Origin of the sequence: Poriferisphaera sp. WC338 (genome assembly GCF_050931845.1) — a bacterium.
GTDB lineage: Bacteria > Planctomycetota > Phycisphaerae > Phycisphaerales > Phycisphaeraceae > Poriferisphaera.
On sequence record NZ_CP194516.1, the window covers coordinates 3749848 to 3772833 of the forward strand.

The 22986-nt window shown below is 46.4% G+C and carries 15 protein-coding genes; 8 read left to right on the forward strand and 7 right to left on the reverse strand.

All coding sequences use genetic code 11. The features are described from left to right. Nucleotides 1-283: 283 nt before the first annotated feature. The gene (locus ACQ6WK_RS15550; protein ID WP_432798304.1) at nucleotides 284-5554 is read left to right on the forward strand and encodes a beta strand repeat-containing protein; all 5271 of its coding nucleotides are present in this window, start codon (nucleotides 284-286) and stop codon (nucleotides 5552-5554) included. A gap of 422 nt (nucleotides 5555-5976) precedes the next feature. Here the strand turns inward: ACQ6WK_RS15550 and ACQ6WK_RS15555 are convergent, their stop codons facing one another. The 4 genes from ACQ6WK_RS15555 to ACQ6WK_RS15570 all read right to left on the reverse strand — a co-directional run bounded on the left by ACQ6WK_RS15555 (nucleotide 5977) and on the right by ACQ6WK_RS15570 (nucleotide 9271). After that, nucleotides 5977-6738: a PEP-CTERM sorting domain-containing protein gene (locus tag ACQ6WK_RS15555; RefSeq protein ID WP_432798305.1), complete on the reverse strand. Its 762-nt coding sequence runs from the start codon at nucleotides 6736-6738 to the stop codon at nucleotides 5977-5979. A gap of 156 nt (nucleotides 6739-6894) precedes the next feature. Then, the gene (locus ACQ6WK_RS15560; protein WP_432798306.1) at nucleotides 6895-7497 is read right to left on the reverse strand and encodes a hypothetical protein; all 603 of its coding nucleotides are present in this window, start codon (nucleotides 7495-7497) and stop codon (nucleotides 6895-6897) included. Then, complete coding sequence (locus tag ACQ6WK_RS15565; RefSeq protein ID WP_432798307.1) at nucleotides 7494-8474, reverse strand: PEP-CTERM sorting domain-containing protein; 981 nt, start codon at nucleotides 8472-8474, stop codon at nucleotides 7494-7496. The genes ACQ6WK_RS15560 and ACQ6WK_RS15565 overlap by 4 nt, the downstream gene beginning before the upstream one ends. Nucleotides 8475-8545: 71 nt before the next feature. Further along, nucleotides 8546-9271: a PEP-CTERM sorting domain-containing protein gene (locus tag ACQ6WK_RS15570; protein ID WP_432798308.1), complete on the reverse strand. Its 726-nt coding sequence runs from the start codon at nucleotides 9269-9271 to the stop codon at nucleotides 8546-8548. 647 nt (nucleotides 9272-9918) lie between these two features. Between ACQ6WK_RS15570 and ACQ6WK_RS15575 the strand changes: the two genes are divergently transcribed. Beyond that, nucleotides 9919-11805 (forward strand): FG-GAP repeat domain-containing protein, encoded by a 1887-nt coding sequence (locus ACQ6WK_RS15575; RefSeq protein ID WP_432798309.1) that lies wholly within the window; start codon nucleotides 9919-9921, stop codon nucleotides 11803-11805. A 97-nt stretch (nucleotides 11806-11902) separates the two neighbouring features. Here the strand turns inward: ACQ6WK_RS15575 and ACQ6WK_RS15580 are convergent, their stop codons facing one another. Then, on the reverse strand, nucleotides 11903-12757 hold the full coding sequence (locus ACQ6WK_RS15580) for a hypothetical protein (RefSeq protein WP_432798310.1): 855 nt from the start codon (nucleotides 12755-12757) through the stop codon (nucleotides 11903-11905). Between the two features lie 157 nt (nucleotides 12758-12914). Then, complete coding sequence (locus ACQ6WK_RS15585; RefSeq protein WP_432798311.1) at nucleotides 12915-14276, reverse strand: APC family permease; 1362 nt, start codon at nucleotides 14274-14276, stop codon at nucleotides 12915-12917. Nucleotides 14277-14927: 651 nt separating this feature from the next. Between ACQ6WK_RS15585 and ACQ6WK_RS15590 the strand changes: the two genes are divergently transcribed. The 6 genes from ACQ6WK_RS15590 to uxaC all read left to right on the forward strand — a co-directional run bounded on the left by ACQ6WK_RS15590 (nucleotide 14928) and on the right by uxaC (nucleotide 21828). Next, a complete protein-coding gene (locus ACQ6WK_RS15590; protein ID WP_432798312.1) occupies nucleotides 14928-15773 on the forward strand; it encodes a PIG-L deacetylase family protein in 846 nt (281 codons plus the stop codon). A gap of 30 nt (nucleotides 15774-15803) precedes the next feature. Then, nucleotides 15804-16559: a glutamine amidotransferase gene (locus ACQ6WK_RS15595; RefSeq protein WP_432798313.1), complete on the forward strand. Its 756-nt coding sequence runs from the start codon at nucleotides 15804-15806 to the stop codon at nucleotides 16557-16559. Between the two features lie 81 nt (nucleotides 16560-16640). Next, nucleotides 16641-17843: a diphosphate--fructose-6-phosphate 1-phosphotransferase gene (locus ACQ6WK_RS15600; protein WP_432798314.1), complete on the forward strand. Its 1203-nt coding sequence runs from the start codon at nucleotides 16641-16643 to the stop codon at nucleotides 17841-17843. 106 nt (nucleotides 17844-17949) lie between these two features. Further along, a complete protein-coding gene (locus ACQ6WK_RS15605; protein WP_432798315.1) occupies nucleotides 17950-18969 on the forward strand; it encodes an SIS domain-containing protein in 1020 nt (339 codons plus the stop codon). Nucleotides 18970-19140: 171 nt separating this feature from the next. Continuing rightward, the gene (uxuA, locus tag ACQ6WK_RS15610; protein ID WP_432798316.1) at nucleotides 19141-20385 is read left to right on the forward strand and encodes a mannonate dehydratase; all 1245 of its coding nucleotides are present in this window, start codon (nucleotides 19141-19143) and stop codon (nucleotides 20383-20385) included. Between the two features lie 27 nt (nucleotides 20386-20412). Next, complete coding sequence (gene uxaC / locus ACQ6WK_RS15615; protein ID WP_432798317.1) at nucleotides 20413-21828, forward strand: glucuronate isomerase; 1416 nt, start codon at nucleotides 20413-20415, stop codon at nucleotides 21826-21828. On the opposite strand, the gene ACQ6WK_RS15620 is transcribed toward uxaC, so the two are convergent. After that, a complete protein-coding gene (locus ACQ6WK_RS15620; protein ID WP_432798318.1) occupies nucleotides 21809-22984 on the reverse strand; it encodes a glycosyltransferase family 4 protein in 1176 nt (391 codons plus the stop codon). The two genes, uxaC and ACQ6WK_RS15620, sit on opposite strands and share 20 nt — an antisense overlap. Between the last annotated feature and the right edge of the window lie 2 nt (nucleotides 22985-22986).

Here is a 22986-nt window from a genome sequence, read left to right on the forward strand (position 1 = left end):
GGACAGATCTCAAAGGAATACGAAAATACTGCTGTATTCTAAATGTTAACACTGCTAATTTAGTCCAATATGTGTTTTGGTTTTTAATAATCGTTTACCCCGATTATGTTTTTCAAGTTTAAGTTTACCTTGCGACGACAGTAAAAGACGTGCTTTGCGATTTGATAATATCAGTACAGTTGCGGTGAGTTTGCCCAGTCTTGTTTTTCCTCTTTCGCTCGTGGTTTGGATTTCGTGTTTTTCGTTTCGATTTGCGGCCTATATGAACATAAAGGTTAATTGTATGTCTCGCGTGCTAATCGCTGTGGCATGTTTATACGTGGTTGGTATCACACAACTACACGCTGTGGATGCAACATTCACAGGTTTTATCAGCAATGTTTGGACAGTTAATGATAATTGGTCGAACGGTGCGCCGGCAACCGATGTCGATGGCACGATTACCATTGAATCCGGTAATGGCTCGTCTCCATTCACAATTACAAACATTGATTTGGCTTACACCAATATCAATAATCTAACTTTCAGTTCATCAGGCACGAATGGAGATTATACGCTTCAGGGAACAGGCTCTTTGTCTTTCAATACTGGAGGCGGCGTTACCAATAACAAGACTGGGACAGGAACGATTAGCGTTGACATTTTGGGGACGGGAAGCTCGCTAGCTCTTAATGCCACATCTGGCGCTGTTGCAATAACTGGTGGCATCGATTTAAGCGATACAGGTGGTGTACAGCTTAATATTGATGGCAGCAATAACACCACCATATCGGGTGTGATTTCCGGTACAGATGGGAGTTTAAACAAATCTGGAAGCGGTACGTTAACACTCAGTGGATCGAATACCCATACAGGTGGCACCACCTTGTCAGGCGGGACAGTTGTCCTCGGCGATGACAATGCGCTGGGAACTGGTGATGTTTCGGTAACAAGTGATTCGTCATTGCAATCTGATAATGATGCAAGAGCCATCAGTAATAATTTTACGCTCAATACTATTACACGGATCGTAGGTAGCAATCAGCTTACGCTGTCAGGAGATATTAGTGGTACAAATATTTTTTCAGTGCAGGATAGTGCGACCCTACTATTATCGGGTAGTAATACCCATCTTGGCGGTGTTGTACTTGAAGATTCATCAACATTGATTCTTGGTAATGACAGTGCACTCGGTACGGGTAAACTTTTTGCAAACAATAGCGCAAATGTAACACTCCAATCTAACGATGATGCGCGATCAATCAGCAATAGTATTGATTTGTTGAGCGGTAGTATAACGACAATTAATGGTACTAACGATCTTACATTAACTGGCTTGATTGCGAATGTCGGCGCCTTAGTAAAATCTGGCAGCAACACGCTGACGCTTTCAGGTGATAATACGTATACAGGTGGCACAACTTTGTCAACAGGCTCAATTGTTCTCGGCCATGATAACGCGCTAGGAACAGGCAGTCTTTCAATCACGGGTGATGCAGCGATTGAATCAAATAATGATGCCAGATCAGTGAGCAATGGAATCAGCGTCGCCAGTGGCCAAACGCTGACCGTGGCCGGGTTGCGTAATCTTACACTCTCTGGTGTGATCAGCGGTGATGGCGCTTTGACGATGGATATAACTAACTTAGATGACACGCTGACATTGAGTGGTACGAATACGTATACCGGCGGAACGACACTAACGCATGGCACGATTATTGCTGGCAACAACGATGCCTTTGGGACAGGCGATGTGACTGTAGCCGGTGATGCACGAATTCAATCCGATGATGACTCACGGAACATCGCGAATAATTTCATCACCTCGACCGGTAATGCACTCACTGTCATCGGCAGCGATCAGATCACACTATCGGGTATCATCAGCGGCGATGGTGGCTTAGCTACATTCAACGGTACCACGACCTTACTGACAGGCAACAACACCTATACCGGTGGAACTTCCTTATTAGGTGACACGCTTATTCTGGGCAATGATAATGCATTAGGCACTGGTAGTGTAACTTTGTTCGGTGATGCTTCGTTTGAATCGACTGATGATGCACGATCAATTAGCAATGGAATAAGTGTCGCCTCTGGCCAAACGTTCACTGTGAGTGGCGACAGCAATCTTGCACTTACAGGTGTCATCAGTGGTGATGGAGGCTTGGCGGTGGGGATGGATTCATCCAGTGATACGTTAACACTTAGCGGCGCAAATACATACTCCGGTGGAACGACATTATTAGGCAACACGTTAATCGTTGGCAATAATAATGCGCTGGGAACAGGCGATGTTTCGGTAACAGGTAATTTATTTTTGCAATCGAATAATGATGCAATATCCATCAGCAATAATTTTACGATCGATAATGTTACAAGGATCACAGGCAGTAACCAGCTTACGCTTTCAGGGGTTATCAGTGGTACAAATGGCCTTACTGTGGAGGATAGTGCGACATTACTATTATCAGGCAGTAACACCTATAGCGGCGGTAGCGCACTTATTGGTTCATCAACATTGATTCTCGGTAACGACAATGCACTTGGTACTTCTAATCTTATTACTGACAGTGATGCCAATGCAACACTCCAGTCCAATGATGATGCACGGTCAATCAGCAATAATGTTGTATTGTTGAGTGGCAGTGCAACAACAATTAATGGTACCAATGATCTTACCTTGACTGGCGTGATTTCGAATACTGGCGCCTTAGTAAAATCTGGCAGTAACACTCTGACTCTTTCTGGATCAAATACGTATACGGGTGGAACCACCTTATCAGGTGGAAGTATTACAATTGGCAATAACAACGCTTTTGGGACAGGCAGCCTTTCGATAACAGGTGATGCTACGATTCAACCCGATACTTTGACGCGAACCATTGGTAATGATGTGAGTATTAGTTCTGGCAGTACGCTGACGGTAAGCGGCAACAGAGATCTAACGATGACAGGTATTATCAGTGGCGATGGTGCTTTGAATGTGAACAATAGTGGGAATGCATCATTAACGCTTAATAGCAGCAATACCTATACAGGTGGCACAACCCTCTCAGAAAACGGAAGGGCTTTTGTCAATGCGAATCAGGCATTAGGTACAGGCACGATTAGTGCCATCGGAAATTCAAATTTGACCACCACTTCAAATATCGAAATCAGCAATGCGACCAATATAAGTTCTGGCGTTGAATTAGGATTGTCATCGAATAATAGTTTCAACCATGCTGGTGTCATTAGCGGCGATGGATCGCTTTCTTTGTTGGCGATAGGAGGCTCAATCACACTCAGCGGTAACAATACTTACACAGGTGGCACAACCATAACACAAGGTACGCTTATTCTTGGCAATGACAATGCCTTAGGGACAGGCAGTCTTTCAGTGACGGGTAATACCACGCTTCAATCAAATGATGATGCACGATCTGTAAGTTATGCCATTGCTTTCTCCGGTAGTCAAACACTGACCTTAAGCGGCAGCAATGATCTTGCTCTATCCGGCGTAATAAGTGGTTCTGGAAGCTTGGCGGTAGGAATGGATTCAGCCAGTGATACGTTGACACTTAGTGGCGTGAATACATACTCCGGTGGAACAACGTTATTAGGCAGCACTTTAATCATTGGCAATAATGATGCTTTGGGAACAGGCAACCTTTCTGTAGACGATGACGCAGTGATTCAATCAAATAGCGATGATAGAACGATCAGTAATACAACCAGTATTAGTTCTGGTAACACGCTGACCGTGAGCGGCAGTAATGATTTCGAACTTTCGGGCGTCATCAGTGGCGATGGCGGTTTGACCAAGGAAGGTTCAAGCACTGCCACACTATCCGGCAACAATACGTTCACCGGCGACACGACGGTAACGGCAGGCACGTTGATTATCAATGGCACGATGGCAAGTGGAAATGTTAACGTGGCCAGTGGCGCGACACTGAGTGGCGTAATGAACTTTGCGGGCAACTTCATCAACTCCGGCACCGTGTCGCCCGGCAACAGCCCCGGTACCATGATCGTCGGCGGCAATCTCACACTGAATAGCACCAGTATCTATGACATGGAGATCGCTTCCACTGCTGGTCCCGGTACCGGTAATGACTTTATTGATGTCACTGGTACGGCTGCCATTGACGGCACGCTCAACGTGATCGGCCTTGGGGGTTATTCAGCCACTGATGGTGATACATTCACCATTCTTGATGCCGATGGCGGTGTGAGCGGCACGTTTGCAACGATCCTCGACGACATCGCGGGCTTTGAAGCCACTGCCACTTACAACGCCAATGATATTACGGTGACGCTCAACGCAGCCACCGCTGATTTTGCCAACACCGTCACCGCTCGCAATCTTGTTTTTGCTGCCGAAGCATTCACACGCATCGCCAACAACTCGCCCACCGGCGACATGGCCACCGTCATCGCGCAACTCGAGAACCAGACCGGCAACAACTTGGTCGTCGCGTTCGAACAGATCGTGCCGAACTACCTGGTGCCACAAGCTGAAGCCACGTTCAAAGGCATCGACGTTCAGAACAACAACTTCAACGGCCGCTTCAACGAACTGCGTAACGGTCTGCCCAAGCTCTGGTCCAACAACCTGGGCGTGAACACACCCGACAACGCCAGCATCAATGACTCCGCGGACCCTGAGTTCGCCATGATGCTTGCGATGCAGGCGCAGGAAACACTCGAGCAGCAGCAGGAAACCGCTCGATTTACAGGCGCAGAGAAAGACATCTGGGGCGCGTGGGTGAACGGCTTCGGCACCTTCGGCGACTACGATTCAACCTCCAGCCAGGCGGGCTACAACTTCAACACCGGCGGCGTCACCTTCGGCTTTGATTACCGTGTGCTTGACACACTTGCAGCAGGCGCCTTCGTCGGTTACTCCAACACCGGCGTGACGGTTGACAACGGGCAGGGCACCAACTCGTTCAACAGCATCAACACCGGCATGTATATGACATGGTTTAATGAAGAAGGCTTCTATGCCTCCGGCCTCTTCGGTGGCGGCGTGAACTTCTATGAAAACAACCGACGTATTCGTTTTGGTACCGTTGATCGCGTTGCTGAGTCCGATCCGACCGGCTTCTACCTGCAAACACTTGCCACCGGTGGCTACGAATTCAAAAAAGGCAACTGGGGCTTTGGCCCGCAGCTCGCACTGCAATGGGTGAACCTGCAGATTGGTTCGCACAGTGAGACGGGGGCTGACAGCTTGAATCTTAATGTGGGTGCCTTTAATGGCAACTCATTCGTCACACGCCTCGGCTTCCGAGCCACGTATGAATACGACACAGACGCGATGCTGTTCGTGCCGGAGCTCGTTGGGTTCTGGGAGCATGAATACCTTGATCCGATCAACACGGTTGATGTGGGTGTGCCAGCTGGCGGCGAGTCGTTTACCTACACCGGCATCGGCCCCGGACGTGACTCAGGTCTGATCGGCGTGAACCTCGTGGGCATCAGCCACGAAGCGCCGGTGAGCTTTACCTTGCAGTACAACGTGGAGTTCACGCCAGACGACTTCATCGTCAACAACGTCTATGCAGGCGTTAGAATCAGCTTCTGAAACACAAAGCTCAACACCAAATACAGCCGTACTCTTAGCTGCAACAACACTTTTTTCACACTACTGAAATTTAACTATTTATAAAATCTTTTAATTCGTTACTTATAATTTTATGAATAAGGTTTGCTAAATCGTCGTACGGGTTCTCCCCGTACCGCGGGCTCGAATCCCGCCCTCTCCGCTTAAACGACTTAACCCCTTGTTTTCAAGGGGTTTTGTTTGCGCTCTGTTGAAATGTAGTTTATATCTTGGTCTGTGACAAACACCTAGGATGGACGAAATAGGCGTTATTTGCGTCAGCGTTTTTGAGAAACAGCTTATGTTGAGCGATTCTACTCCAAAGAATGCGGTTTAATAAGAAAACGGCGACCGGTCGCGAAACCAGTCACCGTTGAAGGCATATGAAACCCCGGAAAGTTGAATTACTTCTGCCGACGTCTCAGACCAGCTATTAATCCACCAAGTCCGAGTAATGCCAGTGAAGCAGGTTCAGGGATTGCTGTGATGGCGAAGGCGCTATCAGCGATCGCAGAATCTACACGCAACTGATCAAAGCTGGAGTGAACGATAACATCCGCCTGTACACGGAAATCGCCAACGTAGTTTGGCAGATAGAATTCCCAGATTTCTTCACGCTGCATCACATCACCAAAGGTACTTGGAACGATTCCTTCAAAAATCACATTGTGGCGAAGTGCGCTAGCGTTATTGCCACCAGCGATTGTGTTACCGGCGTGGTCAACTATCTCAAGCGTGCTTGCATACACGCCGGCACTACCGTTGAGTGTTGATGATGTTTGAACAATGACGTGAGTCCCAGAACCCACCGAAAGCCCACCGGTTCCTGAACTACCGCCATGGTTGTAGATATCTGCAATAAAACCATGATCGCTACTGAATGAATAAAAGTTTCCGCTCCCTGCAACGAAACCTCCCCCTGTCACATCAACGGTTGCAGCACTTGTGATAGATGGGTTGACCGATGAGCCGAGATTGGGAAGGTTTCCTGTTTTCGTTGTAAATGTTCCCCAATCTTGATACGTGGTGTTAACATCACCAACACTCCACCCGTCGGGTGCCACAAAATTGAAGGCATCGGCCATCGCTTGACCTGTAAAAGCCGTAACGGAAAGCAGCGCAACGGTTGCAGCTGCACGATTCATCATTTTATTAGTTCTTAACATCTTTCTTTTCCTTGCCTATAAGGCAAATGTGATTAACTATGTTGATCATCCATGCACGTTCATGGACAAGTTGAATCAGGGAGTGATTAGGGAGTTATGTTGGCCATAGATCTCCTTTCATTTTTTGGGTTAATTCGTACTCGTCTTAATAAGGTTTCAGCTTGAGCGCCGCTTTAATAGCAGACATACAAGTGAACCCAAGCCGAATGATATTGATGCTGGTTCGGGGATACTTTGCACGTCAAATGAAAGTGCAAAGTCAACCTGCGTGCTGGTTTCGTGGAGGAAGATGGCGTAGTCACCTGCTGAAAGTGGTGCAGTAAGCGCGCTTGAACCAAACATGGCGCCGGCGGCAAGATCATCTAACAGCTCACCTGTCTCTGAGACAAGCATGTTACTCAGATGGTTGCCTGCTGTTTGCATAGTAGTGCCAACAGTTTTGCCGATGGCGATGGCGAAGAACGAACCGCCGCCGGGATCGCCGGTGGTGGTGTATGTGGTGAGATTGATTGATGTAAGTTGCGTGCCGGTTGGAATAGTAAAGGTGAACACATCACCATCATCATTGTTATTGCCGTCGTCACCAAAGGTGCCGGCGACTATATGCATGCCTATCCCGAAGACACCGAGTTCAGATGCGGGAACCGAATCCGTATCGGCAAAATCTCCGAACGTAGATTCGGGATGCAGCGTGCTTGCTCCTGTGTGCCAAGGCAGCAAGACAAGGCTGAAAAATACTGTAAAAATAGTTGTTTTCATGATAAATCCCCTGTTTCTATGGTGGAGTTAGTGTTGGTTGAACGGTGACGACCGAGCAACAAGAGTGAGCACGACATAAAAACGAATGCGACCGTTGGCTCTGGAATTTCCCAGCCGATATCTGCAAAACCCGCGTAATCGAGATCGGTCATCCACTGTCGCTGACCACGTGGCGTGGATGGGTCCATAGCGGTTTCTTGAAGATTGCCATCGATCACGCTGTATGTACCTTCCGCCCAGTGTGAACCGTAGCGGTCCAATGCAATAGGATGGCCGATCAAATCAAGAGAATTTTGGCCATGAAAGGTGTATCCGTTTTCCGCATCGCCTTGAATGTGCTGCCCCCATGATGCCGCTTCACCAAAACCAAGGATGTGGCCAATCTCGTGCATGGCTGTTGTAAGAAAATCTTGCTGATTTTCGGCAGGATCAGTATTTAGATCGAAATGCCAATCAACATTTTTGTTAAAGGTGATAGCGCCGCCCCACACGCCGTAGTCAGTTGGATTGGGATCAAGCGCGCCTAGCTGACCACGTGCCTGAATAGTTTGTTGCCATGCTATTGAGCCGGAGACATTGGTAATATTTCCAGCTCCCGCCCAGCCAAGAACTGACGGATGAAATCCCCAGCCGCCTACAAATACAGTGATTGATTGTGCGTTAACATTAAGGTTGTTGAGCGTGACATTGCCGCCACCATCGGGACGATTGATACTAAGTGACCAAGTGTTCTGGGCATCAGGATTAATCGCAAGCAGATTGTCAGTAAAACGATCATAAACGGTTGCTGCAGCTTCAAGTGCGGCACGACGTGTCGGATCGCTAAACATGCCTTGTGTGTCAAAGCGGTAATCGAAATTGATATCGATCGCGTTCGCAGGCAAAACAGGCATCACACTGATGGCAATCAAACTGGCACGCAACATGTAACGCTGAAGAGAAATCGAGATGTATCTAAATGGGTGTGGTGTATTCATCTTTCTTCTCATGTGTTAAAGGTGGAAGTCGGCGCGAACGCCGACCCCACGATTCAGATTTGTGACAGACGTTATTTGCGTTTGCGTTTCGCGATGAGCAAGCCACCAATCAGCATGAGGCTGAGGCTTGCGGGTTCAGGAATTACCAAGTATGAAGCGCCGGAGTTTTCGGTGTTATTGAGGAAACCGTGGAGGAAATCTGCTCCGGTATTGACATGGTTCTTGCCGGTGAGCGCGATGGCGAAGACTGTGTTTGCGCCGGAGATCCAGTCGTTGACGATGCTTGTCACATCAAATGTGATCTGGCCGAAGGAATCGACGGCAGTGATGGCTGCTGGATCGGCGGCCAAGATGTTATTGTCGAAGAATGTGATCCAGTCGATGGGACCAGTTGCGTTGGTATCATCGGTGATGCTAGTGATGGGGTCGGCAGAAAGCGCGTGAGCCGAAACGGTGAATGGGTTACCAGCTGAAGCATCGTTGTTAAAACCGCCGACTGCACTTGTGACATAAAGCAATGCTTGCGAGACAGGTTGAGTCAGGCTGGCAAAGTTGTTGCTGTCGAATGTGAGGTAGATGGTTTCAGCGGCAGCGGTGCCAAACGGATTGTTGTTACTCACGCGATGAACATTGCGGTTGTCACCCGAGTAGCCGCGGACACGGTTGTCCCCGCCGAAAAAGCCAGATGTCATCACATCTTCCTCGACGGAAATGATGGGGTTTGCTTCAGCGAGAGGGGTCGTGGCATAAAGTACTGCCACGACGAATATGAACGAAAAAAATCTCCTTACCAACATGGGTAAATCCTTCCGGTATCCAGATTTAAGCGTACAAAAACTCCCTATGCACGCGAGTTTTCTGCGCCGTGATTGGCCAATCTACATTGGATACCAGATAATGAGATCGACGGCCTCATGGTCGTTGCGCGGGCGACTGACTGGAACCTGCAGGGAAGGTCAGCCGCCCTTTTTTTCAGACTGCGACTATATTGAGAATGAGTCGCAGTATAGTTTTGATGCTAGCCATTCCCCCCAGTACTGTCAAATCCAATCGCTGTTAAAACGCTATTCACTTAGTTTGCCATGGCTTAGGACTAAATAATGAAAAGCATAAAGGTGAGTTAATCGAATGAGTCGAACGCATCTGCTGTTGCTTATTCATGCCTAGATCACCCGATCCCTTAGATTGTTACAATAGTATGTGAACACAAACAGATACTCATCATCAATGAGTGAGAGGTGTTCAATCATCTGCTGTTATCCATCAATATCCGCACGTCACAATAATCATTGATATGGGGTGCCATCACATGTTGTTTTCTATTTCGATCCGTTCCACTCTAATCCTATTGCTAATATTTTTCTTTGATTTTTCTTTTTCATCACAAATATGTGCAGCTTCAAATACCAAGGCGTTGATCCCATGGACTTCCGGAAAACCGATCATGCTCGGCACAGAACTCGGACCGCTGGGCAACAACCAGCATGGCCAAGGACGAGTAATGGGCACAGCAGACGTGTTTGGCAATGGACCATATGATCTGTTTTTAACCGGTCGAAGGATATTGCCATTCAAAAGATTCATGCCAAACGGTGCACCGATTTATGGCAACGTTGTAAACTTTGAATCGCCTTCTAGTGTAGTCTCCGTTTTCGGCCCCAATGAATCTGGGGACGATATCTGGGGTGCGTACCCTTCAAAAACGCAAATTAATCTGATGAAGTTTGACCGTGAGAAAATGGCATTTAGAGCAGTCGCTAAGGTGCCACTAAAGCTACCGAGAAACATCCGAACGCTGACCGGCACTATTACTTCCAAAGGACGAGTCCATACGTACTTCAGTGTGAGTGATGAGCAACCATATCGTCCAGAAGGCGCACATCACCACTCTGCTTTCTACCAACCTTTTGACGGCTCGGGGATTTGGCGCGGCAATTTAATCTATCATGGATTAGGCGCAGCAGCATTCGACAACACAAAACTCAAAAACGCACGAAGCAAGTTTCCTATCTTCGGTAAAGGCCAAGATTTCATGTTCAGCAATCCGAGCTTGACCGTTGTTAATCTTGGGAAAAATCGGGAACGTGATCTTGTCGGCGGCGACAAACAAGGCACACTGCATTATTTTCATAACAAAAGTAGTAAGTCTATTAAGCTCGAAACAGTAAAATATCTGAGCGAATCGAGCGGACACGCAATCCATCACAACGGCATCATCTCCGCACCGATTGCAATACCCAACCCACAAACCGGCTTGTCTGATTTAATCGTTGGCGACACTGGACACTTTTGGCATTACCGCTTCACCGGAGAATTCAACAAATACGACTCTCCAATATATGATGTACCCACACAAGTAATGACTGAAAATCCCGTGCTTTCGCTGGGAAAATTGCCTGTGATTACATATGGAGATCTCGATGGTGACGGACTAATTGATCTTGTCGCAGGCAATGATGTTGGCGATTTCTATTTCATCCGAAATATCGGCAATAATCAACATCCAAGCTTTGATGTTCCGCAGTTTATCATGACTGGCAATAAGCGTATGAAAATCAGCGCGGGGTATCGAAGCATTCAAGGTCCTGGCGAAGCCCGATGGGGATATACCTGCCCAACGCTATACGACTGGAATGGCGACGGCTTACTGGACATTATCTTTAACAGTATTCTTGCGGAAATTACTGTTGCATTACAGGTTCCGGATCAGAGTGAACTGCGCTTTGAGGAACCGCGTGTACTTAAATGCAACGGCTTAGAACTACATCTTGTTTGGCGAACGCAACCTGCGGTAACAGATTGGAACACGGGCAAACAAACGTGCATCATCGTCAATGATGAAAAAAATCAATTACGAAGATTTTGGCAAGCAGACGATGACAACGTATACCGCGGTGATGTATTGAGATTGACAGATGGCCGACCAATCCAAGCACACAGCCGGCGTGCTGCAGGTCAATGGGGACGCACCAAATTACAAGCAGTTGACTGGGACGGAGATGGCCTGGTTGATCTGCTTGCGGGTACAGGGCGAAGTGCAGCCATTCCTGGCCCGGGCGGCTACCCAGATGATGTATACACAGGTGATCGACGACAGGCATCCGTCTTGTTTTTACGAAATGCTGGAACCAAAACACATCCGGTTTTTGAATACCCCAAAGTGCTGCATTTCAAGGGTACAAAGCTAGAATTTGGTGTTCACTCCTGTTCACCACTTGCGGTTGACATTGGACGCGGGAAGCTGGATTTGATTGTAGCGATGGAAGACGGGAGTGCCACTTATTATGAACGTGAAGATCTAAGCTGGCCAGATAAAGATGCCACTGAATGATCTGGTTTAATTTATATGGCAAACATTGAAATTCAAAAAGGCCTCACCTGTGATACTATGGCGAGGCTCTTTTTACAATGATGATTAATTGATGTGATTAAAAATCTTCGCCTTCGATTTCAGCGCCTTGCGGTGCTTCGAATAAAGATGGGCTGGGGCGTTCTCTCTTGAAATCAATATTTGAAATCATGTACTGCACACCGGCATCTTTACGCTTGCCACCGGTAGACGTTTGTTCCCACGGCGCGTAGTGTAAAATTTCTGGCACCATGAGGCCATCCACATCAACCCATTTTTTAAACTCGAGCGAGCGGCGTGGCAGATCTTCGATCGCAGTATCTCCACGCATTGGGCCATAGGTTACACTGAAATCGATAAGACGGAGGCACTTGGTTTCTTTGTCAAGGTAGAGGATGTAATCATCTTCTGCAGTATCGCCAACACCTTTGTTGTAACTCACAGCAACCGCATCAAAAACTTGTCCACCATATTCGCGATCGCCAACATGTCGAACGGTAATACCGGGGTCTGCAAAAATAAAAGGCATGAGAACAAAATAGCTATTGCCATGATTCACCCAACGCGGTGGAATGCCGAGTATTTCGCTACTTGTGGTCCAACCTTGCGTGTCGTTGCTACCCGAAACAAATGAACCTTTAGCACTGGTGCCTTCCATACGATGCCTACGAGCAACAAGGTCAGTGGTTTGATCGAAATGAAGTGGGGCTGCCGCACTGTAGGGAAGGCCGTCGGTGTGATAGGTAAACGTGCCATAGGATTGAAATTTTTTGAGTCCACCGTGCGCTTCAATAGCATCATGTAGAAGTTTGGAACCTTTTTCTTTGGCAATATCAACAGCATGTAATTTCGTCATTTGGCCAAATGTTGCAACAACGATAATAACGAGAACAGCGAATAGACGCATTTGAACTAATAAAAAACCACGATTCATTATAGATCTCCTGAGGATACAAATCCGACGCAGCATTGCTACGACCTCATTTCTGCTGATCATCACTGATTGTGGACGTGGATATCAACCGAGAACGTGTGAGCTTGATTCCATTTGGCTTATATTTTTTTGTGAATGACGTTTAGAGTGTGAAAGATCAGTGTGCACTGCATTGGCGATATTTGTGAAAACACAAACCAACAAAAAGAATGGCAAGACCGATCGCCCAAATGCGCCATTCAACCCAGAAAGCGAGAAAGAGGCAAGAAATCAATCCACACCACGAGAAAATACGTGGATAGAGACGATCTTGTTTTGAAAGGCGCAGCGCGGCAAGATTCGTAATCGCATAATAAACCAGCACAGTAAAAGCGCTAAAAGTCCAAGTCGTTTTTACACTACCGGTACAAACAAGTCCGGCAATAATCGTACCAACCACAACGACAGAAACAGTTGGTGTACCACCATGTTTACTGATGTGTGTAGTCGCTTTGGGCATATCGGCCCGGCGACCCATCGCCAGCAGCACACGAGACAAACCCAAAATGAGATTAAGCAGAACACCCAACATGGCGGTGACCGCCCCGATCGCAATAATCCTCGGAAGAAGCTTGGCATCTGAAATCGCCTGATCTGCATTTGAAATTGAGGCCGCTACAACTTCAAGCGGCGCGGCTTGTGCCATTGTCGCACGACCAAACAGATCAGCACCAACCGCACCAATGGCAACAAAACTAACCATAAGATAGATGATGGCTGAAACAACTAACGTACTGACAATCGCTTTGGGAATAGTTTTACGAGGATTTTTCACCTCTTCACCAAGTGTGGCGATACGACCATAGCCAGTGTAGGCAACAAACATAAGTGCGGTAGCATAGAATAGACCGTGCATGTTCGACACAAAATCACTCGATCCATTTTGGCCATCAAAAAACGGAGCAAAGTGATCTTGGCCCGATTGGAATAGACGAGGCAATCCAAAAATAACAAAAAGCATAAGAACTGAAAGCGTGATCGAAACTATGATGATATTGACAGTATTCGATCGTCGAATCCCACTTAGAACAATCACGGTAAGTGCCACAACCGCAAGTAAACCAGACGGCACAATCCAAGTTTGATTGTCCACGTTGAAAATATGCAAAAGGTAGCCAGCCGTCCCAAGTGCGGCGGTGGCTGCTGAAGCACTTTTGGCACAAAGGAACATCCAACCAGCCGAGAAGCCAAACATGGGATGAAGATATTTATAACCATATTCATAGGTTCCACCGCTAACAGGATGGCTCGCGGCAAGCTGCGCACTACTGAATGCATTGCACATGGCAACAAGTGCAGCCAGCGCAATCGCAAGAACAACGGATGGACCAGTAATACCCGCAGCAATACCGATACTCACAAAAACGCCGGTTCCCATGATTGAACCGAGACCCATCATGACAGCGCCTAGGACGCCGACTTCACGCCGAAGCGATGAGCCTGTTTGTGATGGTTTTGATGATTGCTGCTCTGCGTTCAAGATTGCGTCCTTTAAAATCACGATGATGGCAACACGGTGTTTGCTGCGTATTAGCAAATCTGGTGTGCTGGAAACAAACCTCAATGGCTTACATCACAAAATCGACCTGCCCAGTTAAAGGCAGAGCTTAATCTCGGATAGATCATATCTCCATGACTCGTAACATATTCGATCTACTTACCACACGATATTTTGGCTACAAAGTAACAATATTATCGTTAAAAATTTACGGTTGATGTACCGTTCGAGATGTTTTGAATTTGCTATTATTGCGGCAGACCCTGGGGGAAATAAATTATAATTATTTTATATTTAAATGTTTATAAATATTTATTCCATTGCCGCGATGTTTTAATTCTTATAACACAGAAAACTCCATCCACAGACCAACCTTATTTACATTTTCATTCAATCATTGACAAGTCTAGTTGAAATCGCACCTAATTTATGTTCTAATTTAGTTGGATTGGTTTGACGAATCCTTCGGTAAGCCTACTGCCATTAAAAGGGCAAACGAACATTGATTTGGCCTATATAGGCCCCTGCCATTTTGATGTTTGGCAATCACACCCTGCTTAACGAAGTATTCAAAACTGCAATACTGACTGAACCACCGGCGTACCGCTAGGCTGTACACGAAAGGTGCCTATCATGAGCCATGATTTCGAACTCGTGAAACTGGAAAACGATCAGCGCATCACAAGCAAAAACTTTGCTGATATCTTTGCAGACTGGCACCCAGGCAAAGAAACATTCTTGTTCGTCACGCCACACGATGACGATGCGATCCTCGGCGGCGGCCTCATGCTCGACATGGCCATCGCCAACAATATCCCTGTCTATATAATGTGCGTCACCGACGGCTCAATGGGCTATTGCTCACCCGAAGAGAAAGACAATATCGTTGAAGTCCGCGCGAAAGAAACATACGACTGCTATGAAGCGATGGGCGTGCCACATGAGAATATTATTTGGATGGGCTTTCCCGACGGACAGCTATCTGCATTTCTTGGCCGACGTGCAGCAAAGCAAGGCGATCCATCAATCATCGAAAACTTCACCGGCCTGACCAACACCTTCACATACAACCTGCGCAAGATCCAACCGACGCGTGTGTTCGTACCAACTAGTGCAGACCTCCACCCAGATCATCGCTTCACGCATTCTGAATTGCTCATCTCTCTTTTCCATGCAACCGGAACGATCTGGCCGGAGCTTGGGCCATCGCTTGCAAAACTACCAAATGTTTATGAGCTAGGTGTGTACTGCGACTTCCCAGAGCCACCACAGATCCAACTCAAGTCCACACCCAAGCGGCTTGAAACCAAAGTGAACGGCATCCTCAAGTTTGCCTCGCAAACGCAAATTACTGCACTGATCGAAAATGTCCGTAAATCTGGGCCATATGAATATTACCGTGATCTACAATTCGCACTGTACTCTCCGGACACGTACCATGACCGCTTTGCACCACAAAACGCAACGCAAAGTACCTAAACCCGTGTCCATTCATTGAAAGCGAGACCGATGCCGAAAGACATTCTTTATCTAGGTGACACCGCCTACGACCAGCAAGCCGCCTATCTTGCGGGCATCATGACCCACTTCGGTATCACCTTTGATTACGTTGCTTCTGATATTTCGCCGACGGATGAACAGATTGCAGCTGACTACAAAGCAATCATCTTGAGTGACTACCCATCAAAGTTACTGAGTGAAACACAGCTAGAAATCATTGTTGAGAAAACTAACATGGGGCGCGGGCTTTTGATGATAGGTGGTTGGGAAACGTATGTTGGTCTTGATGGCGGCTATGAGAATACTCCCCTCGCGAAAATTTTGCCGGTGTCGATGCAGGATGTTGATGATCGTAACAATAACTACTGGCCATGCTTTGTTGACAAACAAATCGATCACCCGATAGCCGCAAATCTACCGTTTGATACTCACGCTACAACAGTCGGTGGGTTTAATGCCTTTGCACCTAAATCTGAGGCAATCACACTCCTGAACATCAGTATGCACCATGCATCGAAATCGCCGAACGGTACATTTGCAATTACACCCACACAATCAATCCCGTTATTAGTGATCAATCAAAACGAAGCAGCCAATGTGGCATGCTTTGCGTCAGATGTTGCGCCACACTGGGTCGGCCCATTGGTGGATTGGGGCGATCAAAGGTTAAGTGCCCAAGCTCCGGGTTCAAACCCTGTTGAAATTGGAAATTGGTATGCCCAATTCTTTGCGAACCTCGTTAAATGGACCGCAAAGATGTTGTAAGACAAAACTAAGCCCGCGCTGTAGAAACAGCCATCGTTTATCCAACTATACAATCATGCGCTTTTTTGAGAGGTGAATTCCGTGCTTACAGGTAATGCTCTAGTCGGCCAGTCCGGCGGCCCAACTTCCGTCATCAACTCGTCCGTGGCAGGTGTTATTCAATCTGCCAAGAACGTGCCGCAGATCGAAAACATCTTTGGCATGCGCTATGGTATCGAAGGCCTTATGCAAGACAACGTGTTCGATTTCGGCGCAGAATCTGATGAAGCAATCGAGGGCCTGCGATCAACACCTTCATCCGCATGCGGCTCATGTCGATACAAGCTCAAAGATGAAGATCTGCCACTCGTGCTTGAGAAACTCAAAAAATTCAACATCCGCTACTTCTTTCTGATTGGCGGCAATGACACTATGGATACCGTCCATCGTGTCGAAGCCTATGCTCAATCACAAGACTACGACATGATCGGCGTAGGCATACCCAAAACCGTCGATAACGACCTCTTTGGCACAGACCACACACCCGGTTACGCATCTGCAGCGAAGTATATGGCACTGTCTGTCCTTCAAGCTGGTGTGCTGACACGCGATATGAAGAAGGTTGATCAATTCGTTGTATTCCAGTGTATTGGCCGCGAAGCGGGCTGGTTGCCAGCAGCTGCTTCACTTGCCAAAGAATGTGATGCTGATGCACCGCATATTACACTCTTCCCTGAACGCGCGTTCGACAAAGATAAATTCATTGCCAAAGTCAAAGAAGTTTACGACAAGCACGGATTTGTTTCGGTTGTCTGTGGCGAGGGCATCACACATGCGGATGGTTCACCAGTTTCAGCTTCAGAAACAAGAGACAAGTTTAACAACGTCGAGTTCGGCGCAATGGGTGGCTCGGCTGTTGCGGTTGTACTGCATAAGATGATTGCAGATGAATATGGATTCCGTGGTGAATTCCAGGTAACTGAATCATTGCCGATGTGCGCAGCGGACCGTGGTGTGGCTCAGGACTTTGAAGACGCATATCAATGCGGCGTAAAGGCAGTTGAACTTGCTGCGGCTGGCACAACAGGTGTCATGGTTTCCATGACAAGAGAAAAAGGTTCAGCAACATCAACCTTTGAAACCGCACCGCTATGTGATGTAGCAGTAAAAGCAAAACCCATGCCAGATGAATTCATTTCAGAAGATGGGTTCTCAGTGACAGATGCTTATATCGAGTACGCAAAACCGTTGGTTGGTGAGCTACCCAGTTACACGAAGCTAGCATACAACGCTGTCGACATGTAACACCGTAATTATTTTGTGTGATTCAAAATGATCAAGCCATATCATAAGTAAGATGGCTTAGATCGAGTAAGCAGCTAATAACCTATTTATGATACTGGATATCATCATGAAACTTTCTGAAGAAAAATATGCAAAATTTGCACTCTGCAAGGAGATGCTGGAAACCGTTGACGTTGTAAAAAACTTCGAAATTGAAGGTACTGAAGAAGTTGTCGCCGACTTGGAAAAAACCGGCAAACTTTTCTTCACCGGAGAAGGATCATCACGTATCTTTCCTTCCAAGAATGCCATGATGAATGCTTTCCGCAAAGGGCTTAATCTTGATTTAGCTACCGAAGGTGGTTGCCAAGCATTCGAATATGATCTTTCTAAAAAAACGGTCTTTGGCGCGTCAAACTCCGGAGCCACCAAAGAACTGATTGCACTCTTTAATAAGCTCAAAGAATCCGGCAAAGAAAACCTGTACTCAATGACCGCAAACACTGATACAAAAGTAGAGTCGCTTTCCAAAAAGTGCTTCGTACTGAACTGTGGTGGTGAAGATGCGGTTGCTGCAACCAAATCAGTTGCGGAGCAGGCACTAGTCTATCAATCAATCCTAGCCAACTTTTCAGGCGATAATATTGCCGCAGACACACTTGCTGATCTGGCATCCAAGATCGAAGCTGTTTTGACAATGGATATTGATGCGGGATTGATTGAAAAGATTGCCAATGCAGGAACAATCTACTTTGCAGGGCGCAACGATGGTGTTGCTGAAGAACTAACGCTCAAAACCAATGAGATCACACGTAAAAAATCAGACTTCCTTGAGGGCACCTATGCTGTGCATGGTATCGAAGAAGTTATGAATGCAGACGATGTGGTACTGCTGGTTGATCCGTTTGATACGGAGCTTGAAAAGATCAAGCAAACCCTGTCAGACGGCGTTGGTCTGACCGTAATTGCCATCTCCAGCAAAGATACGATTTTCCCCACAATCAAAACGCCGGAGGCGGGAGAATTTTCGAGTTATATAAGCCTCGCAGCCGGTTGGAACATACTGGTTGAAGTCGGTATCGCACTTGGTATTGATCTCGACAAGCCAACACGTGCCCGTAAAGTCGGCAATGCATTTGAAGGATAATTGCCTGAAATGGATTCTCTCAGAATTTAGCGCTCCCCACCAAAGGCGATCCATAACGGGTCGTCTTTTTTGTATCTATAGAAACAACGGCATACATCTTCTTTTCGGAACGGTACTGATATTCTCTGATCATCTGCTATGATATAAATGCCTATTGCCTTAGGCGGATGCATGGATCATGACACAAGGCGAGCACGATCAATGCAACAACCTCTCATGAAAGAATGCTTTAGATGGTACGGACCGAATGATCCTGTACCGTTATCCTACATTAAGCAAACTGGTGCGACACATGTCTTTTCAGCACTACACCACGTGCCTTATGGTGACGTGTGGGCACAAGATGATATTCATCAATACAAACAACTTATTGAATCGGTGAACCTAAGGTGGGATGTTGTTGAATCTGTACCGGTGCATGAAGATATTAAAACTCGCACTGGTCAATACCAGAAATATATTGATCGATACAAGCAAACACTCTCTCACCTAGCCGCGGAAGGCATTAAGGTTGTCATCTATAACTTTATGCCGGTACTGGATTGGGTGCGTACTGATTTGCGGCACAAGCTACCAGACGGATCAAGATGCTTATATTTCAGCATCGCCAAATTTGCTACGTTTGATTTATACATGCTCAAACGACCGGATGCAGCTGCGAGTTATACTAAAGCCGAAATTGAAGAGGCGACGCGAATCTGGAAAGAAATGAACGTAACCACGCGAAAACAGTTTGAACGTGACATGATCGATATCTTTCCCGGATGTAGTCGTGGGCTAACAATTCATGATGTTCGTAGTATGTTGAAGCTATATCAAAATATTGGCCAACAGAAACTGAAAGAGCACTTGCGGCTGTTTCTTCAAGAAATCGCTCCAGTTGCACGTGAAGTCAATATCAACTTGGCGATCCATCCGGACGACCCGCCGTTTTCGATCATGGGGTTGCCACGCATTGTAAGCACGGAAGAGGATCTGCATGATATCCTTATGATGGTTGATGACCCTGTAAATGGATTGTGCTTTTGCACGGGAAGCTTAGGAGCTCGACCTGACAACAATTTGCACGCTATAGTACGCCGATTTTCAAATCGAGTTAATGCAGTACATTTGCGCAACGTCCAGCGCTTAGAAAACGGTGATTTTTATGAAGCTGATCATCTTGCAGGCTCAGTAAATCTATCGAACATTGTACGTGAGCTACTTATTGAGCAAGCGAATCGCTTAAAACATCAACGAAACGATTGGCAAATATCGTTTCGACCAGACCATGGACATACCATGCTTGATGATCTGAGCAAACCTGACCCTACTAATCCCGGCTATTCATGTATTGGCAGAATGCGCGGCCTTGCAGAATTGCGAGGCTTACAACATGGCCTCGCTCAAAACCTAACAACCATCAACACTAAATGATTCGACACAAGACTCAGAGGCAAAATCATGACACCATTCATCCACGATGATTTTATGCTTCAAAACAACACTGCCTGCGAGTTATATCATGAATATGCGGCACAGATGCCCATCATTGATTATCACAATCATTTATCTGCTGCCGACCTCGCAAACAACCGACAGTACCAAAATCTTTATGAAATATGGCTAGAGGGGGACCATTACAAGTGGCGAGCGATGAGAGCTGCGGGCATTGAAGAGCAATTGTGTACGGGCAAGGCATCACCTTATGAAAAATTCATGGCTTGGGCTCGAGCTGTACCCCAAACACTTGGTAACCCGCTTTACCATTGGACACACCTTGAACTAAAACGATACTTCGGAATTGATGAACTTTTGAATGAACGGACCGCTGAGGCAATTTGGCACAAAGCCAATGCGCGGCTAGCTGACCAAGATCGCACTTCATGGGAGATTCTCAATCATTTTAATATTAAGGTGCTTTGCACCACCGACGATCCAACTGACAACCTCTCATCCCATATAAAACTCGCACAATCTGCTTGCCATGCAAAAGTGTACCCTACATTTCGACCAGACCGCGCATTACAGTTACATGATGCCTCAACATTCAATGCATGGACTAACATACTTGAACACGCTGCGGACGTACCTATACACTCTTTATCGCAGTTTCTAATGGCTTTAGACAAACAACATGCAACGTTTCATAATGCTGGATGCAGACTGTCAGACCATGGATTGTTGCACTGTACGACAGCTTCATGTGATGAACACACAGCAACACAAATCTTTGGGCAAGCACGTAAAGGCCATCAAATTTCTGATAATGACCAATCTCTTTTTGCTGGATTTATGATGCAGTTTTTTGGAGAACTAGATGCCCAACGAGGCTGGACAAAACAACTGCACCTTGGTGCCATACGAAACAACAACACAACGATGCACAAACTTATTGGCGAAGATACAGGATTTGATTCGATTGGCGATTATCCGCAAGCACAATCGCTTTGCCGCTATCTTGATGAATTAGTAAAAAAAGAATGTCTACCCCGTATGATTCTTTATAATCTGAATCCCGCAGATAATCCTGTCTTTGCCACTATGGCAGGTAATTTCCAAGATCACACTACGCCTGGAAAAATTCAGTGGGGATCGGCCTGGTGGTTCCTCGACCAAAAGAATGGCATTGAATCACAATTACGAACGCTTATGAATCTTGGATTATTAAGTACGTTCGTGGGGATGCTGACCGATTCAAGATCAATGATGTCGTTTACCAGACACGAGTACTTTCGTCGTATACTATGCAATCTTTTAGGCGAAGATATTGAAAATGGGTTGTTACCAAACGATGTGCCGCTGATTGGAGAACTAGTACGTCAAGTCAGTTATCATAATGCAGATCGTTATTTTAATTTCATGTCGTCGCGGCACTGAACCTCGTACGACCCTTTTGGTACCTTGTATAGATCTGATAGTGTTCATCTGCAATTTGTTGCCACGTCCGACCGCCTGACACTGGAGGATTTCGATGACCTTGATATCTAGCAATCGCATCCTTCATCTTCTCAATACTACCAATCGGTGCAAAAAAAGTATTCGTCTCTTGATGGTAACCAACCGCAGGCATACCCAATTGTTCATTTGTTGTTGTAAGCACAAAAGTACCCTGCTGCTGTGCTGCCAGCAAAGAGGTATTCCACGGCCCTGCGCCTGATTGATATGGCAGAACAATCGCATCTGCTGATGCGATAAGTTTTGATAATTCATCATCACTGACATATCCGCGAAAAACCTCATCAGGATTCCAACCTGCTTCGGAACATTGCACATGCAATGATTTGAGATGTTCAGGAATCGATTCAGGACACGTTCCTGCGATCACAAGATCGTCTGTCACCGGATTGCATGCGTGAAGAATATCTTGCGTTCTATTATGCGGCGTTAAAAAACCAAAAGATAGTATTAATCGGCGCCGATCGGGAGAAACGCAAACACCATGTGCGTCATCATGATTGCAATCCTTTATATCGGTCAGCCGATTTTGATATGAACGATGTCCATACTTTCTACGAGTTTGTGATCTTTCATCATCTGTAAGCTGTATTTCGGGTAACATCGTAGCATTTAGCACCATCGATTTTTTACAAGGAAAATAGGCGCCCCAATCACGAGCCAAACGAACACTTCTAACCGTAATCACATGACAAGAAGTAAACATTAGTACATACGAACGGAACTGATATGGCTTCTCGTGAAAAGTCGTCACAATCGGTTTGCGAAATAAAAACCGCCTACACGTTTCTCTATAAAGAAAGAAAGCATCTCGATGTAACGATGGATACTGAATATGTATGACATCTGGCCTGAATTTTGCAAGAACAGGTAGCCAATCCGCATGTGATAACTTGCGTGTCGCATTTAGTGTGAAATGCGCCCAATTTCTACTATCCGTAGGTTTAGTGAACTCTTCCGTAGGGCATGTAAGAATAGCAACTTGGTGACCACTTTCAGCAAGGTGGTCTGCAAGCTTTTGTGTGTAAACGCCAATGCCACAACGTTCAAGTTGGCCTGTCACGATAAGAATATTCATGT